Raw genomic sequence first — 15,866 nt, forward strand, 5'->3', positions numbered from 1 at the left:
GGTCCGCCGGTCGCGGGATACGGAAATCTGCGAACTATTGTAGGGGCTGACGCGCCGCGCGACCTAGCCTACCGCCTGGTCCAGCCGCGTGCCCGTGAGACCGGAGCAGAAGGCGCGCGAGGCGATGCGGTTCATCAGAAAGGCGCGGTCCACGCCCGCGGGGCCGGGCATCTCGGACAGGGCGCGGTAGGCGCGGCGCAGGGCCTCGCCGCGGGTCGCCCCGCAGACCAGCAGCCGCGTGCACGGAAGGCGCCGGTCGACGCAGCCGTCGATGCGCACTTCCAGCGCGTGGGCGGCGACCGGCTCGCAGTCCGCGACCGCCGCGCCGGCATGCGCCCGGGCTTCGGCGTCGATCACGCGGAACACGCCGCTGCGGTCGTCCAGCGCGAAAGCCACCGTGCCCATGCCCTGCCAGCCGCGGTCGCGCGCCACGTCGGCGGCGACCGCGCGCAAGGCGTTCTCGACCGACACGGGCAGGTGCGGCGCGGGGCACTCGGCGATCAGGACGCGGGCCTCGCGCCAGACGCAGCGCTCCCAGGCGCGGCCCGTGGCCAGGGCACCCGAATCGGCGATGTAGACGTGGACGTCGAGGCGGCGCTCGCGGCCGGGGGCCGGCCCGGCCTGATCCGTGGGAGGGCCCCGCCGGCTGCTGGCGCCTCCCGATGACATGACAGTAGAAACTTTGGCAGCCATGGCCCCTCCCGGTCTTTCTGCTTGCATAGCAAGCGTATCACCTTCGGGCGTCCGGCAATTTCCGCCCCGGACGAACCGGGGGCAAACGCCCTACGGCATTCGTCCGATGAAGGCCGACCTCCAATGGGGGATAATTCGCCCTGGCCAGTCGCCAAGCGCATCTTGCTATACGGGTTTACCATTAACCCATTGAGACTTTGCGCTGTAACCCTATGAAAGGAATCGCCGTGGGCAACAACACGCAATTTCCCGCCGCCGTCTTCAAAGCCTATGACATCCGCGGCACCGTGCCGGACCTGATCGACGCCGGCTTCGCCCGCGCGCTGGGCGCGGCGCTGGCCGCGCGCGCCCGCGAGCAAGGCGTGCAGACCCTGGTCGTCGGCCGCGACGGCCGCCTGAGCAGCGAAATGCTGTCGGTGGCGCTGCAGGAAGGCATGCTGGAAGGCGGCGTGGATACGCTGGATATCGGCATGGTGCCCACGCCGCTGGTGTATTTCGCCGCCAACGTCATGCAGACCGGCTCGGGCGTGGCCATCACCGGCAGCCACAATCCGCCCAAGTACAACGGCTTCAAGATGATGATGGGCGGACGCGCCCTGTACGGCGAAGACGTGCAGGCGCTGGCGGCCAGCATGAACGCCGGCGCGGCCGCGCCCGCCGCGCGCCCCGGCACGCGCCGCCAGCTCGACCTGGTGGCCGCCTACGTCGCGCGCGTGGCCTCGGGCGTCAAGCTCGCCCGCCCCATGAAGATCGCCATCGACTGCGGCAACGGCGTGGCCGGCGCGGTCGCGCCGGCGCTGTTCCGCGCGCTGGGCTGCGAGGTCACCGAGCTGTTCTGCGAGGTCGACGGCAACTTCCCCAACCACCACCCCGACCCGGCCGAACCCAAGAACCTGCAGGACCTGATCAAGTGCGTGGCCGAGACCGACTGTGAACTGGGCCTGGCCTTCGACGGCGACGGCGACCGCCTGGGCGTGGTCACCAAGTCCGGCCAGATCGTCTGGCCCGACCGCCAGCTGGTGCTGTTCGCGCGCGACGTGCTGGAACGCAATCCCGGCGCCACCATCATCTACGACGTGAAGTGCAGCCGCCACGTCGGCCTGTCGGTCGAGGCGGCCGGCGGCGTGCCGCTCATGTGGAAGACCGGCCATTCGCTGGTCAAGGCCAAGCTGGCCGAAACCGGCGCGCCGCTGGCCGGCGAAATGAGCGGCCACATCTTCTTCAAGGAACGCTGGTACGGCTTCGACGACGGGCTCTACACCGGCGCGCGCCTGCTGGAGATCGTGTCGCGCGCCGCCGATCCCTGCGCCATGCTGGAAGCCCTGCCCCAGGACGTCTCCACGCCCGAGCTCAAGCTCGAAATGGAAGAAGGACAGCCTTTCGCACTGGTCCAGGCGCTGCAGGACCAGGGCCAGTTCCCGGGCGCCAAGCGCGTCATCACCATCGACGGCGTGCGCGCCGAGTATCCGGACGGTTTCGGCCTGGCGCGTCCGTCGAACACCACGCCGGTCGTCGTGCTGCGGTTCGAAGCGCAGACGGCCGAGGCGCTGCAACGCATCCAAGCCGACTTCCGCCGCGAATTGAGCAAGCTCGCGCCGCAAGCCCATCTGCCTTTCTAGACTGCTTATGTCGTTATCCCACAGCCCTGCGTGGCAACAGTTCATCGCCGCAACCCGTGCCGCCCCGAAAAGGGGGGAACAGCTGCGGGTGTTCAGCGCCCCGGGGCTGCGCCTGGACCTCAGCGCGCAGGCCTATTCGCCGGCGCTGCAGCAGGCCGAGGCCGCGCTGCTGGCGCAGCAGGGCTTCGAGGCCGCGCGCGCGCGCCTGTTCGACGGCGGCAACGCCAACTGGACCGAAGAACGCGCCGCCTGGCATACCGCGCTGCGCGCCGCCGAGCCGCCGGCCATGGTGGCCAAGGCCGTGCTGGCCGAGCGCGAACGCATGCGCGAATTCGTGCGCAAGGCCGACGCCGCCGACCGCTACGGCTGTGTGCTGCACCTGGGCATAGGCGGCAGCGACTGGGGCCCCCGCATGGTGACGCGGGCCTTGCGCCACGGCGGGGTGCGCCGCGAGGTGCGCTTCGCCTCCAACGTGGACTCGCATTCGGTCGCCGAAGCCATGAGCCACCTGGACCCGCATGACACCCTGGTCATCGTCGCGTCCAAGTCGTTCACCACCACCGAACCGCTGGCCAACGCCGAAGTGGCGATGAACTGGCTGCGCGACGCCGGCGTGGCCGATCCCATCCGGCAGGTCGTGGCCATCACGGCCAACGTCGAGGCCGCGCTCAACCTCGGCATCCTGCCCGACCACATCTTCCAGATCTGGGACTGGGTGGGCGGACGCTATTCGCTGTGGTCGGCCATCGGCCTGCCGATAGCGCTGGCGCTGGGCAACGATGTGTTCGAACAGTTGCTGGCCGGCGCGGCCGCCATGGACGAGCATTTCCGCAACGCGCCCATCGAGGAAAACGCGCCGGTGCAGCTGGCGTTGGCCGGCGTGGTCAATCGCAGCGTGCTGGGCTACGACTCGCTGGTGATCGCGCCGTACGACTCGCGCCTCTACCACCTGGTGCCCTGGGCCCAGCAGCTGGAAATGGAATCGCTGGGCAAGGTCGCCACCGCCGACGGCAGCCCCGCCGGCGTGCCCACCGGCCCGGCCGTGTGGGGCATGCCGGGCACCGACTGCCAGCACACGTTCTTCCAATGGCTGCACCAGGACACCGCCGGCGCGCCGGTCGATTTCATCCTGTGCGAGCAGCCCGCCCACGCCTATGCGCGGCATCACGAACTGCTGATCGCCAACTGCCTGGCGCAGCGCTCGGCGCTGCTGCGCGGCAAGACCTACGAGGAAGCGCTGGCCGAAACCCCGGCGACCGAGCGCGACCCGGCGCGCGCGCGGCGCCTGGCGCGCCATCGCGTGCATCCGGGCGGGCGCCCGTCGTCGCTCATCGTGCTGCCGCGCCTGGAGGCCTACACGCTGGGCGCGCTGCTGGCCCTGTACGAGCACAAGGTGTTCACGCAGGGCGTGATCTGGGGCATCAATCCCTTCGATCAGTGGGGGGTCGAGTTCGGCAAGGTCCTGGCCAAGGGCATCATGCACGAGCTGGACGCGCCGCAGGCGATCGAGCAGGACCCTTCCACCCGCTACTGGATCGACGCCATCGCGCGCCGCCACTGAGGCGGCAAAGGCCTCAGCCGCCCAGCGCGTCGTAGATGCCGACGTGGATGCGGGCGACCCGCTCGATATCGAATTCGCGTTCGGCCAGCGCCCTGCCCGCCGCGCCCATGGACTGGCGCAGCGCCGCGTCGCCGGCCAGGCGGGCAATGGCGTCGGCCAGCCCCCGGGCGTCGCGCACCGGCACCAGCACGCCGGTCTCGCCCGGCTCGATGGCGTCGCGGCAGCCCGGCACGTCGGTGGTCACCACCGCGCGCCCGCAGGCCGCGGCTTCCAGCAGGGACTTGGGCAGCCCCTCGCGGTACGAGGGCAGCACGGCGATGTGCGAGGCCGCGTACAGCCCGGCCACGTCGCTGCGTTCGCCCAGCGCGCGCACGCAGCCTTCGCGCTCCCAGGCCTGCACCTCTTCGGGGGTGGCGGACGTCGGATTGCCGGCGTCCACGCCCCCCACCAGCTGCATCGTCACCGGCACGCCGCGCTCGCGCAGCAGCCGCGCCGCCTGCACGAATTCCTGCACGCCCTTGTCGCGCAGCAGGCGCGCCACCATCGTCACGACCACGGGCGGGGCCGGCGGCTCGGGCACGGCGCGGTAGGCCTGCAGGTCCACGCCCGCGCCGCGGATCAGCACCACCTGGCCGTCGCGCACCGCGCCCAGCGACTTGAGCAGGTCGCGGTCGCTGGCGTTCTGGAAGATCACGCGGCTGTTCGGATGGCCCAGCGCCAGCCGGTACAGGCGCGCCACCACGGCGCGCACCAGCCGCATCTTGAGCGAATTGGACAGGAACACGAAGCCCAGCCCCGAGATCGCCGCGACCATGCCCGGCACGCGGGTCAGGCGCGCGGCGATGCCGCCGTAGAGCACCGGCTTGATGGTGACCAGGTGCACGATGTCCGGACGCAGGCGGCGGAACAGGCGCACCAGCGCCAGCAGCGTGCCCAGCTCCTGCAAGGGGTGCTTGCCGCTGCGCGTCATGGGAATGGCGTGGTGCGTCATGCCCAGCGCCTCGATCTCGGCCACGGCCGGGCCGTCCATGGTGGCGACGTGGATCTCGTAGCCGGCGCGCTGCGCCGCCAGCGCCACCGGCACGCGATGCGACATGAAGAAGGCCGGATTGTTGACGACGAACAGCAGGCGGCGCGGCGCGCTCATTCTTGCACTCCAGAAATGCGGCGCCATACGGCGATGTAGCTTTGCACCATGCGGGCGAGATCGAACCGTTCCAGCACCCGGGCGCGGGCCGGCTGGCCGGCGCGCTCGCGGCCGCGCGCGGCCACCTCGCGCAGCGCGGTCTCGATGCCGCGCGCCAGCGCCTCGGGCTGCTCGGGCGGCACCACCACGCCGGTGTCGCCGACGATATAGGCCGCGTCGCCGACGTCGGTCACCACGCAATAGACGCCGCAGGCCATGGCCTCGGCGACCACGTTGGGAAATCCTTCGGCGCAGCTCGACAGCACGTGCAGATCCAGACCGTTCATGGCCGCGGGCACGTCGTCGCTGGGGCCGGCCAGCACCAGCCGCTCGCGCAGCCCGAGCCGGTCTATCAAAGCGCCCAGCTCGGGGTTGTCGGCCGCCATGCCACGGCCGATCAGCACGCAGCGCAGGCCGCCGTCGCGGCCGTCGCGCACCAGCGCGGCGATGGCGCGCAGCAGGTTGGCGTGATCCTTGAGCGGGTCCCAGCGCGCCACGCAGCCGATCACCGGCGCGTCGTCGGCCAGCCCCCATTGCGCGCGCACGCGGGCGCGCGCGGCCTCGTCGGGCGTATAACGCGACAGGTCGTAGCCGTTGGAGACGACCACCAGCCGGTCGCGCCGGTAGCCTTTGTCGGCGTGGCGCTCGGCCGCTTTCTGGGCGGCGCACACGATGGCCCGGGGCACCCAGCCCGACAGCAGCGCGCAGGCGCGCAGCACCAGCCGCGCCGAGCGGCTGCTGCGCTCCAGGTGCTCGCCCGAGTTGCGGATGCCCCAGGCGATGGCGCGCACGCCGGCCAGGCGCGCGGCCAGGCCGCCGATCAGGTCGGCGTGGTACATCCAGGTCTGCACCGCGTCCGGACGCGTGCGCGCGATCAGCGCGCGCAGGGCGAGAAAACCGCCCAGGCTGACCCGCCCGCGCTTCATGCCCAGCGCATGCACGGCCACGCCGGCGGCGCGCAGGCGCTCGCCGTATATGCCTTCATCGGTGAGCGAGACCACGGTGTGCTCCACCGCCGCCTCCGGACAGGTGGCCAGGCGCAGCAGCACGGACTCCGCGCCGCCCTGCCCCAGGCCGGTGATCACGTGCATGACGCGCAGCTTGCGGGCGCTCATCGCCCCTCCCTGACCGCGTCGAACAGCTCGTCCCAATGCGCCAGCACGTTGGCGAGCGCGTAGCGCTGGCGCACCGCGGCCGAGGCGCGCAGGCCCAGCTGCTCGCGCAGCCCGGCATCGCTCATGATCCGGCGCAGCGCTTCACGCAGCGCATCGCGGTCGCCGGCCGGCACCAGCAGCGCGTCCTGGCCGTCGCGCGTCATTTCGCGCGGACCGCTGGGGCAGTCGAACGCCACGCAGGGCAGGCCCAGCGACATGGCTTCCAGCAGCACGTTGGGAAAGCCCTCGACCAGCGAACTCAGCACGAAGGCCTGTCCGCGCGCCAGTTCCTCCCACGGCGCCTCGGTGCGGCCGGGCAGGCTGACGCGCGACTGCAGGCCCAGGCGGGCGACGCGTTCTTCCAAGGCGCCGCGCTCCGGCCCCTCGCCCCAGATGCGCAGGTTCCAGTCCGGGAAATCGGGCGCCAGCTGCGCATAGACGTCGATCAGCAGGTCGAACTGCTTGTCGCTCACCAGCCGTCCCATCGCCAGCAGTTCGCGCGGGCCGGCTTCGCGCTGGCGCACCAGCGGCGCGTCCAGCAGCGGCGCGGGCAAGGGATTGGGAATGACCGCCAGGCGCTTGATGCCGGGCACCTGGCGCGCGAACGGACCCGCGGTGTCTTCGGCCTGCACCGTCACCATGTCGGCGCGCGGATACAGCAGGCGGCGCAGCCTGCGCCACACCTTGCCGGTGGTGGTTTCGGCCACGGGATTGGTGCGCTCGCAGACGATGAGCGGCACACCCAGGCCGCGCGTGGCCAGGATGGCGGCCACGTTGACGTTGGTCAGGAATGAAACCACGACGTCCGGCCGGGTGTCGCGGATATGCCGGCGCAGCGCCAGCAGGCGCGCGAACGCGGCCTTGGCGCCCCCGGCGCGCGTGCCCGCCAGGTCCGCCAGCCAGGCCAGTTTCACCTTGTCCGACAGCGGATAGAAGCAGCTGCCCTTGGAGGAGAAGGTCGGCGTCAGCGTGACGCTGTCGCCCCGCTCGGCCCAGGCGTTGACCAGCGTCGCGGCGACGCGCTCGGCGCCGCCGGCGTGCATGGAGCTGACCAGCATCAGTATTTTCATGCGTCAAAGACTCCCAACCGATCCTCCCTGGTTCCTGCCGTTGCGATAGCGGTCCAGCCAGGCCTGCATCATCAGCACGCCCCACAGATGGCTGTCCCAGTTGCGATGGCCCGAGGTGTGTTCGCGCCACTTGCGCAGAATGGGCTCGGGCTCGAACCAGCCTTCCTGGCGCAGGCGCGCCGGGTCCAGCAGCGTGTCGGCCCATTCGCGCAAGGGGCCGCGCAGCCACGCGGCCAGCGGCACGGCGAAGCCGCGCTTGGGCCGGTCGACCAGCGCCTGCGGAACGTGGCGGTACAGGACCTGGCGCAGCAGCCATTTGCCGGTGGCGCCGCGCACCTTGTAGTGGTGCGGCAGGCTCCAGGCGAATTCGTAGACGCGATGGTCGATCAGCGGCACGCGCGTCTCCAGGCTGACGGCCATCGCGGCGCGGTCCACCTTGACCAGGATGTCGTCGGGCAGGTAGGTGACCGTGTCCAGCTTCATCATGGATTCGAAGGTCGAGCCCTGCATGGCGCGCGCGAATTCCGACACCGGCTCCACGCCGCCCTTGACCACGCTGGACGGGTCGGCCCAGTACGAAACGAAATGGCGGTAGAACTCGCCGCGCGTGTCGGCGCGCAGCAGCTCGCCCAGCTTGCCGACCTTGCCGCGCCAGGCGCCGCGCCCGGGCAGCAGCGCCGAGGCGCTCAGCAGCGCGCCGGCGGGCTTGCGCAGCACCGCGGGCACGCGCTCGCACTTCTGCCACCAGTTGTTCACGCGGAAATAACGCGAATAGCCGCCGAACAGCTCGTCGCCGCCATCGCCCGACAGCGCCACCGTGACGTGCTGGCGCGCCATGCGCGTGACCAGCGACGTCGGGATCTGCGAGGAATCCGCGAACGGTTCGTCGTACATGTCGGCCAGCGTGGGCACCACGGCCAGCGCGTCCTCCGCCGTCACGTACAGCTCGGTGTGGTCGGTGCCGAGGTGCGCGGCCACGGCCTTGGCGTGCTGCGCCTCGTCGTAGCCTTTCTCATGAAAGCCGATGGCGAAGGTGCGCACCGGCTGCGAGCTCTGCGCCTGCATCAGCGCGACGATGGTGGACGAATCGATGCCGCCCGACAGGAACGCGCCCAGGCTCACGTCGGCCAGCATCTGGCCGCCCACCGCCTTGGACAGCACGCCTTCGAGCGCCTGCGCGGCCTGCGCGTCGTTGTCGAACGACAGTGGCGACTGCGCGGCGACGTCGGCCGCCTCGCGCGCCGACCAGTACACGCGCGGCTGCGGCATGCGGCGGCTGCGGGTGTCGTCGGCGGTGAATTCGACCCAGGTGCCCGGCGGCAGCTTGGCGATGCCCTGGAAGATCGATTGCGGCGCCGGGATGTAGTTGTGGCGCATGAACGAGGCCAGGGCATTGCGGTTCAGTTCGCCGCCGAAGCCGGGGATCGGCATCAGGCCCTTGAGTTCGGAGGCGAACACCAGTTCCGCGCCCGAATAGCCGTAGTACAGGGGCTTTTCGCCCATGCGGTCGCGCGCCAGCACCAGCTTGCGCGAGGCGCGGTCCCACAGCGCAATGGCGAACATGCCCACCGCGGCCTGCAAGGTGGCCTCGATGCCCAGCGCGGTGAAGCCCGCCAGCAGGGTCTCGGTGTCGGAATGGCCGCGCCAGGACGGCGCCAGCGCCGATTGCTCCAGCTGCTTGCGGATGTCCAGGTGGTTGTAGATCTCGCCGTTGAACACCATGACGTAGCGGCCGCAGGCCGAGGTCATGGGCTGGTGGCCCGCTTCGGTCAGGTCCAGGATCGCCAGGCGCACGTGCGCCAGCGCCAGCTCGGCCTCGGGATCTTCCCAGAAGCCATTGCTGTCGGGCCCGCGGTGGCGGATGCGGCGGCAGCTTTCCGCCAGCACTTGCGCCTTGTTCCCGATGGGGCCCCAGATACCGACTATTCCACACATGATGTTGTTCTCGTGGTCACCGTAGCAACGGCATGACGCGCCCGGACCCTAGCGGCCCGGCGCACGCACGCCGTCAAAAAGTTCTTGCCATTTCTGCAGCACGCGCGCGGCCGAAAACCGCTCGCGCACATCGATCGCCGCCTGCGCCATGCGGGCGCGCCCGGCGTCGTCGCGCATGAGCGCATCCAGCGCCGCCACCAGCGCGGGCACGTCGCCGTTGGGCCGCACCAGCACGCCGTCCACCCCGTCGCGCACGATTTCGCGCGGGCCGGTGTCGCAATCGAAGGCGACGGCGGCCAGGCCGCTGGCCATGGATTCGAGCAGGGTGTTGGACAGGCCCTCGAAGCGCGAGGTCAGCACGTACAGGTCGGCGCTTTCGTACCAGTCGCCCACATTGCCCGCGCGTCCCGGCATGAAGACGCGCTCCTGTAATCCGGCTTCGCGCACCTGCGCCTCCAGCGCGCGCCGCTCGTCGCCCTCGCCCAGGATAACCAGATCCCATCCGGGATGCGAGGACGCCAGCCGGGCATAGGCCTGGATCAGCAGGTCGAAACCCTTGTCGGCATGCAGCCGGCCCACGGCCAGCAGGCGCTTGCGGCCCGCGCCGGCAACCGGCGCCAGCACGGGTTCCGCGCGCGGCAGCGGGAAATGCACCGGATTGGGGATGACGGCCAGCCGGCAGCCCGGCACATGCCGGTCCAGCCAGTCCGCGGTGCCGCGGGTCAGCGCCACCACGCGCGCGGCGCGCGGATAGGTCAGGCGCCGCAGGCGCTGCCAGAAGCCCGACAGGGTCTGCGACGGCGGATGCGTGTGCTCGGTCGCGATCACCCGGCACGACAGGCCGGCGCAGGCCAGCACCGACAGCACCGAGGCCGTGGTCATCATGCCCAGCACGATGTCGGGCCGAAACGACCGGACCACGCGGCGCAGCGCGCGCACGCGCTGCACGTTGCTCCAGATCCCACGCAGTCCGCCGCCCTCGCCCGCGGTGTCCAGCACCTCGCGGCGCACCTTGGGATGCAGCGCATAGACGTCGCCCGCGGCGCCGGCCTGGGTCACCACCATGACCTCGCGGCCCATCTCGGCCCAGTGCGCGCTCAGGTCGGCGGCGACCCGCTCGGCCCCGCCGCCGCCCAGCGAATGGATGAACAGCAGGACGCGCAGGGGCCGGCCGGAATCAGTCTCGGACATTCAATCGGCCTCCTTGGTTTCGGCCTTGCGCAGCGCCACCAGCAGGTAGCAGGCGAAGGACAGCAGGTACATGAGGCTGGTGGCCAGCATGATGCCGGCCGCGCCCATGCGGGCCGCCAGCAACGGATTCAGCGCCGCCTTGAGCAGGAAGTTGCCCACGGCGATGGCCGACATGATGCGGTAGCGGTTCTGGCTGGCCAGCAACTGCACCAGGATCAGCACGCCGAAATAGAACGGCAGTTGCAGGAGCCCCCAGCGCAGCACGTGCGCCACGGCCTGGGTGTTCTCGGCCGTGAAGGCGCCGCGCTCGAACAGCACCGACACGCCCCACGGCGCCAGCACCCAGCCCAGCACTACCGCGCCGCCGCCGGCGGCCACCATCAGCACGGACCATTTCAGGGCCATGACGCGCGCGCGGCCGGTATCGCCGCGCGCCTGCACGTCGGCCAGCACGGGCAGCGCCGCGCGTCCCACCGATACCGCGCCTATGCCCAGGAGCAGCGACAGCAGCCGGCTGGCGTAGCCCAGCGTGGCGTTGGCGTTGGCGCCGAGGTTGGCGGCGGCGTACTGGTCCAGCGGGCCGACGAAGCTCATGGCCACCTGGCCGATCAGCATCACGCCGGCCGCGCTCATCAGCTCCGGCCAGTGCGGCGAACGCAGCGACAGGCGCGGCGCGCCCCAGAAACCGCCGTCGGCGCGCGCGGCCAGCCAGGCCAGCCAGACGGTCTGGATGGCGTAGCCCACCAGCGTGCCCCACAGCAGCGGCCCCACGCCGTCGGCGCTGGCCGCCAGCATGACCCAGGCCAGGGTGGCCACGGCAGGCACGCTGTCGAGCAAAGTGTTGACGTGGCGCTCCTGCGCGCGCAGACGGGCGGCGCTGATGCCGGCGACGAGCAACAGCGCCGCCACCGGGGCGAAGGCCGCCAGCAGCTCGCCGGTCATCTCGCGGACCTGGGCCGACAGGCCCTGGCCCAGCATGCCCAGCACCTGCGGCCAGGCGAACCAGGTCAGCAGCGCCAGCGCCACGCCGGCCGCGGCGACCCAGCCTTGCAGCTCGCCGATGAACAGGCGTCTTTCGGTTTCCTCGGCGCGGCGCAGCCGCACCAGCACCGGGATCAGCACCACCGACAGCACGCCCACGATGGTCACGGGCAGCCAGGTGGCCATCGTCATGGTGAATTGATAGGCGTCCACGGCGTCGCTGACGCCGTAGCGGTACGCCACCGCCATCTCCTTGACGGCGCCGGCGGCCTTGCCCAACAGCAGAAACACCGCCACCCGGAACGCGCCCTTGAATATGCGCAGGTGGTCCGGGTGGATGTTGCCGAGTTTTCTGGCTAGTGCTTTCAAATCAACGCAGGAATTGCGTGTACCAGGGCATGGCCACTTCCAGGCCCTGCAGCACCGTGTGCGTGGGCGCGTAGCCCAGCAGGCGGCCGGCCTTGCTGACGTCGGCCTGCGAATGGCGCACGTCGCCGGCGCGGAAATCCGCATACACCGGCTGCTTGGCGTAGTCCACGCCCTGCTTGCCCAGCGCCTGCGCCAGGAAGCCGAACAGCTGGTTCAGGGTGCTGCGGCCGCTGACGGCCACGTTGTAGACCTGGTTGCGGCCTTCGGCCGGCGCCATCGCCGCCAGGATGTTGGCCTGCACCGCGTTGTCCACGAAGCAGAAGTCGCGGCTGGTCTCGCCGTCGCCGTTGATGGTGACGTCGTCGCCCTTGATCATGGCGGCGGTCCACTTGGGGATCACCGCGGCGTAGGCGCCGTCCGGGTCCTGGCGCTTGCCGAACACGTTGAAGTAGCGCAGGCCCACGCTCTCGAAGCCGTAGGAGCGGGCGAACACGTCGGCGTACAGCTCGTTGACGTACTTGGTCACGGCGTACGGCGACAGCGGATTGCCGATGTTCTCCTCGACCTTGGGCAGCGCGGGATGGTCTCCGTAGGTGGAGCTGGAGGCCGCGTACACGAAGGACTTGACCTCGGCGTCGCGCGCCGCGACCAGCATGTTCAGGAAGCCGCCGATGTTCACCTCGTTGGTGGTGATCGGGTCCTTCAGCGAGCGCGGCACCGAGCCCAGCGCCGCCTGGTGCAGCACGAAGTCCACGCCCTGCGCGGCGCGGCGGCAGGCTTCCAGGTCGCGGATGTCGCCTTCGATGAAGGTGAAGCGCGCCCATTGCTCGGGGCTGACCGAGGCGCGCACCTCGTCCAGGTTGCGCTGGTGGCCGGTGGCGAAGTTGTCCAGGCCGGTCACGGTCTGGTCCAGCTTCAGCAGGGTTTCCAGCAGGTTCGAGCCGATGAAGCCGGCGCAGCCGGTCACCAGCCACTTGCGCGGCGCGGCCGCCAGTTCTTGCTTGATGGTGTCGAAACGGGTGGTCATGGGCAATCCTCAGAGACGCAGGTCGGAGTCGGCGGGCGACAGCACGTACTTCAGGTCGTACAGGATGTGCTGCGGCTTGCCCAGCTTGCGGATGCCCTCGGCGCCCAGCGCCTTGAACTGGTTGTGCGCCACCGCCAGGATCACGGCGTCGTACTTGCCTTGCTCGGGCTGCGCCACCGGCGTCAGGCCATATTCGTGCACCGCCTCTTCGGGGTCGACCCAGGGATCGTAGACGTCCACGTCCACGTTGTAGTCGCCCAGTTCCTTGACGATGTCGACCACGCGGGTGTTGCGCAGGTCGGGGCAGTTTTCCTTGAAGGCCAGGCCCATCACCAGCACGCGCGCGCCCTGCACGTGGATGCGGCGCTTGGTCATGGCCTTGACCAGCTGCGACACCACATAGCTGCCCATCGAGTCGTTCAGGCGGCGGCCCGCCAGGATGATCTCGGGGTGGTAGCCGATGGACTGCGCCTTGTGGGTCAGGTAGTACGGGTCCACGCCGATGCAGTGGCCGCCCACCAGGCCCGGACGGAACGGCAGGAAGTTCCACTTGGTGCCGGCGGCCTGCAGCACGGCTTCGGTGTCGATGCCCATCTTGTTGAAGATCAGGGCCAGCTCGTTGATCAGCGCGATGTTCACGTCGCGCTGCGTGTTCTCGATGACCTTGGCGGCCTCGGCCACGCGGATGCTGGAAGCCTTATGCGTGCCGGCGGTGATGATCTCGCGGTACAGCTGGTCGACCAGCTCGGCCACTTCGGGCGTGGAGCCGGAGGTGACCTTCTTGATCGTGTTGACGCGGTGTTCCTTGTCGCCCGGGTTGATGCGCTCGGGGCTGTAGCCGGCGTAGAAATCGACGTTGAACTTCAGGCCCGAGACGCGCTCCAGCACCGGCACGCAGTCTTCTTCGGTGGCGCCCGGATAGACGGTGGATTCGTAGATGACGATGTCGCCGCGCTTGAGCACCGCGCCGATGGTCTCGCTGGCCTTGACCAGCGGCGTCAGGTCGGGCTGCTTGTATTCGTCGATGGGAGTCGGCACGGTCACGATGAACACGTTGGCCTTGCCCAGTTCCGCGCGGTCGGCGGTATAGCTCAGCTGGGCCGCTTCGGCCAGTTCGGCGTCGCTGACTTCCAGCGTATGGTCGTGGCCGGCCTTCAGCGCGTCGATGCGGCGCGCATTGATATCGAAGCCGATGACCGGGCGCTTCTTGCCGAACTCCACCGCCAGCGGCAGGCCCACATAGCCCAGGCCGACGACCGCGAGCTTCACATCCTGGATTTGCAACATAACTCTCCCTTCACCGTAGAACGATTACGGCATCTTAAATATGGTCGGGTGATAGATAAACCTGGCCCGGCGGCGGCCGCCGCCGGGGCGCTCCACGCTAATCGGTGGTCCGCAGGACCGACGGCAGCAGCAGCCAGCCGGGGCGGCGCCAGGACACGAGGCGCGCGTAGAGCCAGATATAGACGCTGGCGAACACCACCAGGCTGGCGCCGAGCGCCCAGGCGTTGTCCCACCAGATGGTGGCCGGCACCAGGCCGATCAGGGCCAGCACCCACATGTAGGGCGACGCCAGCGCGTTGCACAGCGCCGGCACGGCATGGCGGCGGCCGCGGCTGAACGTCACGCGGACCAGGCGGCGGAACACCAGCTGGTGCAGGTGCAGCGCGTCCGGCTGGTCCACCGGCACGCCGCGCTTGAAGCGGCGGCGCCAGATCGAGAAGCCGGTTTCGAATACGGGGTAGAACAGCACGGCCAGGGCGTAGAACGGCGACACCGACGGGTTGCGCACCACCAGCAGCACGGCCAGCTCGGCCAGCATGAAGCCCAGGAAGTACGCGCCGCCGTCGCCCAGGAACACGCGCCCGAACGGGAAATTCCAGACCAGGAAGCCCAGCGTGGCCGAAGCCAGGGCCGCGGCCACCAGGAAGATGGGCACGTCGCCGACCTGCAGCGCCACCAGGCTGATGGAAACCGCCATCAGCGTGGCGACCATGCCGGCCAGGCCGTTCATGCCGTCGACGATATTCAGCGCATGGGTACAGCCGCCCACCGCGAACATGGTGAACAGCAGCGACACCGGCCAGAACGAGAGCACGTAATCCACCGGGGCCATGCCCACGCGGCTGACGCCGCCCAGCAGCCACCACGCAATCGCGGCCGACAGGAACGCGGCCAGCAGGCGCTTGCTGGCGCCGATGTCCTTGGTGATGTCCTCGAGCAGCCCGGCCACGAAAACCGGCAGCGCCGCGACGAACAGCGCGGGCCACAGCCAGGTCAGCGTCATGTTGCTGGGGCCGAGCACCAGCAGTCCGGCCAGCGTGCCGGCCAGCACCGCGAGGCCGCCCACGCGGGGCGTGGCCCGCGAATGGTTGGCCTGAGGCTTGTTGAGGTCGCTGTCGCCAGTAAAAGCGCCATGCCAGCGCTCCGACGCCACGATGAGTCCCCCCACCATGAATGCGACCACGCAAATGTACAGCCAGGTCAAAGCATCACCTTTGGTTGGTCTATCGAGACAGGCCCGCCATTATCGGAGGCAGGTGTAACGCCCATATATGGGAGGAATAAGGAAGTGCAATTCCCCGGCACAGAACGTAACGCCCAGCGCCCGGACGCGCCAAAATACGGATTTCATGCAGATGATTGTAGAACTTTCCGCCCGCGTGTACCCGAAATATCCAAGGGAAAACGCGAAGCCCCGGCGGTTGGGTGAATAAACTGGGGACGGAGCTTGCGCAGGCAAAAAAAAAGCCCGAGATCGTGAGATCTCGGGCTAAATCCACCAAAGGAGGAGGGTGGAGGAGACAACCTTGGCATGTTGGGAGCTGGCTTTCCGCTCGCTGCGCTGTCGGGGTTTTGCACCGCGCCGACTGCGTTTCAACATCCGATGTATGAATAGTACCGAAGCTTTTTGTGCGATGCAAGATTTTTTTTGATCTGCCGCCACGAATCTTTTTTTCGTTGCGTTTTTGCCTCATGGCCTCGGCCCTCCCCCTGGAAAGCCGCGCCAGACAATGATCTTACCGGAAAAAGGGTTTTTGCTGAATGGGTAAACCCGTTTCGGATTAACCCTAGAT

The 15,866-nt window shown here is 69.5% G+C and carries 12 protein-coding genes; 2 read left to right on the forward strand and 10 right to left on the reverse strand.

The window, feature by feature from the left end; genetic code table 11:
• Positions 1–63: 63 nt before the first annotated feature.
• Positions 64–693: a hypothetical protein gene (locus A6B37_RS11895; protein ID WP_102774007.1), complete on the reverse strand. Its 630-nt coding sequence runs from the start codon at positions 691–693 to the stop codon at positions 64–66.
• A 212-nt stretch (positions 694–905) separates the two neighbouring features.
• Between A6B37_RS11895 and A6B37_RS11900 the strand changes: the two genes are divergently transcribed.
• Both A6B37_RS11900 and pgi read left to right on the forward strand, forming a co-directional pair.
• Positions 906–2,312: a phosphomannomutase/phosphoglucomutase gene (locus A6B37_RS11900; RefSeq protein WP_102774008.1), complete on the forward strand. Its 1,407-nt coding sequence runs from the start codon at positions 906–908 to the stop codon at positions 2,310–2,312.
• Positions 2,313–2,319: 7 nt separating this feature from the next.
• Complete coding sequence (gene pgi / locus A6B37_RS11905; protein WP_111825849.1) at positions 2,320–3,873, forward strand: glucose-6-phosphate isomerase; 1,554 nt, start codon at positions 2,320–2,322, stop codon at positions 3,871–3,873.
• Between the two features lie 13 nt (positions 3,874–3,886).
• Here pgi and A6B37_RS11910 read toward each other — a convergent pair whose 3' ends face one another.
• The 9 genes from A6B37_RS11910 to A6B37_RS11950 all read right to left on the reverse strand — a co-directional run bounded on the left by A6B37_RS11910 (position 3,887) and on the right by A6B37_RS11950 (position 15,277).
• Positions 3,887–5,020: a glycosyltransferase family 4 protein gene (locus A6B37_RS11910; protein WP_111825850.1), complete on the reverse strand. Its 1,134-nt coding sequence runs from the start codon at positions 5,018–5,020 to the stop codon at positions 3,887–3,889.
• On the reverse strand, positions 5,017–6,174 hold the full coding sequence (locus tag A6B37_RS11915; RefSeq protein ID WP_168202183.1) for a glycosyltransferase: 1,158 nt from the start codon (positions 6,172–6,174) through the stop codon (positions 5,017–5,019). Before A6B37_RS11915 ends, A6B37_RS11910 begins: the two co-directional genes overlap by 4 nt.
• Positions 6,171–7,283: a glycosyltransferase family 4 protein gene (locus A6B37_RS11920; RefSeq protein WP_111825851.1), complete on the reverse strand. Its 1,113-nt coding sequence runs from the start codon at positions 7,281–7,283 to the stop codon at positions 6,171–6,173. The genes A6B37_RS11915 and A6B37_RS11920 overlap by 4 nt, the downstream gene beginning before the upstream one ends.
• A 3-nt stretch (positions 7,284–7,286) precedes the next feature.
• A complete protein-coding gene (gene asnB, locus A6B37_RS11925; RefSeq protein WP_111825852.1) occupies positions 7,287–9,218 on the reverse strand; it encodes an asparagine synthase (glutamine-hydrolyzing) in 1,932 nt (643 codons plus the stop codon).
• 48 nt (positions 9,219–9,266) lie between these two features.
• Complete coding sequence (locus A6B37_RS11930) at positions 9,267–10,409, reverse strand: glycosyltransferase family 4 protein (RefSeq protein ID WP_111825853.1); 1,143 nt, start codon at positions 10,407–10,409, stop codon at positions 9,267–9,269.
• The gene (locus A6B37_RS11935) at positions 10,410–11,759 is read right to left on the reverse strand and encodes a lipid II flippase MurJ (protein WP_102774013.1); all 1,350 of its coding nucleotides are present in this window, start codon (positions 11,757–11,759) and stop codon (positions 10,410–10,412) included.
• Position 11,760: 1 nt separating this feature from the next.
• Positions 11,761–12,786, reverse strand: a complete 1,026-nt coding sequence (locus A6B37_RS11940) for an SDR family oxidoreductase (protein ID WP_102774014.1) — start codon at positions 12,784–12,786, stop codon at positions 11,761–11,763.
• Positions 12,787–12,795: 9 nt separating this feature from the next.
• Complete coding sequence (gene tviB / locus A6B37_RS11945) at positions 12,796–14,073, reverse strand: Vi polysaccharide biosynthesis UDP-N-acetylglucosamine C-6 dehydrogenase TviB (RefSeq protein ID WP_102774015.1); 1,278 nt, start codon at positions 14,071–14,073, stop codon at positions 12,796–12,798.
• 97 nt (positions 14,074–14,170) lie between these two features.
• Positions 14,171–15,277, reverse strand: coding sequence for a glycosyltransferase (locus tag A6B37_RS11950; RefSeq protein ID WP_043546295.1), 1,107 nt, complete (start codon positions 15,275–15,277; stop codon positions 14,171–14,173).
• Positions 15,278–15,866 lie beyond the last annotated feature (589 nt).

The organism is Achromobacter sp. HZ01, from assembly GCF_003267925.1.
GTDB lineage: Bacteria > Pseudomonadota > Gammaproteobacteria > Burkholderiales > Burkholderiaceae_B > Achromobacter > Achromobacter pulmonis_A.

What these genes read in the sequence shown, in the direction of transcription:
- A6B37_RS11895 (WP_102774007.1), bottom strand. Translation starts at nt 693, where the DNA reads ATGGCTGCCAAAGTTTCTACTGTCATGTCATCGGGAGGCGCCAGCAGC.
- A6B37_RS11900 (WP_102774008.1), top strand. Translation starts at nt 906, where the DNA reads ATGAAAGGAATCGCCGTGGGCAACAACACGCAATTTCCCGCCGCCGTC.
- pgi (WP_111825849.1), top strand. Translation starts at nt 2,320, where the DNA reads ATGTCGTTATCCCACAGCCCTGCGTGGCAACAGTTCATCGCCGCAACC.
- A6B37_RS11910 (WP_111825850.1), bottom strand. Translation starts at nt 5,020, where the DNA reads ATGAGCGCGCCGCGCCGCCTGCTGTTCGTCGTCAACAATCCGGCCTTC.
- A6B37_RS11915 (WP_168202183.1), bottom strand. Translation starts at nt 6,174, where the DNA reads ATGAGCGCCCGCAAGCTGCGCGTCATGCACGTGATCACCGGCCTGGGG.
- A6B37_RS11920 (WP_111825851.1), bottom strand. Translation starts at nt 7,283, where the DNA reads ATGAAAATACTGATGCTGGTCAGCTCCATGCACGCCGGCGGCGCCGAG.
- asnB (WP_111825852.1), bottom strand. Translation starts at nt 9,218, where the DNA reads ATGTGTGGAATAGTCGGTATCTGGGGCCCCATCGGGAACAAGGCGCAA.
- A6B37_RS11930 (WP_111825853.1), bottom strand. Translation starts at nt 10,409, where the DNA reads ATGTCCGAGACTGATTCCGGCCGGCCCCTGCGCGTCCTGCTGTTCATC.
- A6B37_RS11940 (WP_102774014.1), bottom strand. Translation starts at nt 12,786, where the DNA reads ATGACCACCCGTTTCGACACCATCAAGCAAGAACTGGCGGCCGCGCCG.
- tviB (WP_102774015.1), bottom strand. Translation starts at nt 14,073, where the DNA reads ATGTTGCAAATCCAGGATGTGAAGCTCGCGGTCGTCGGCCTGGGCTAT.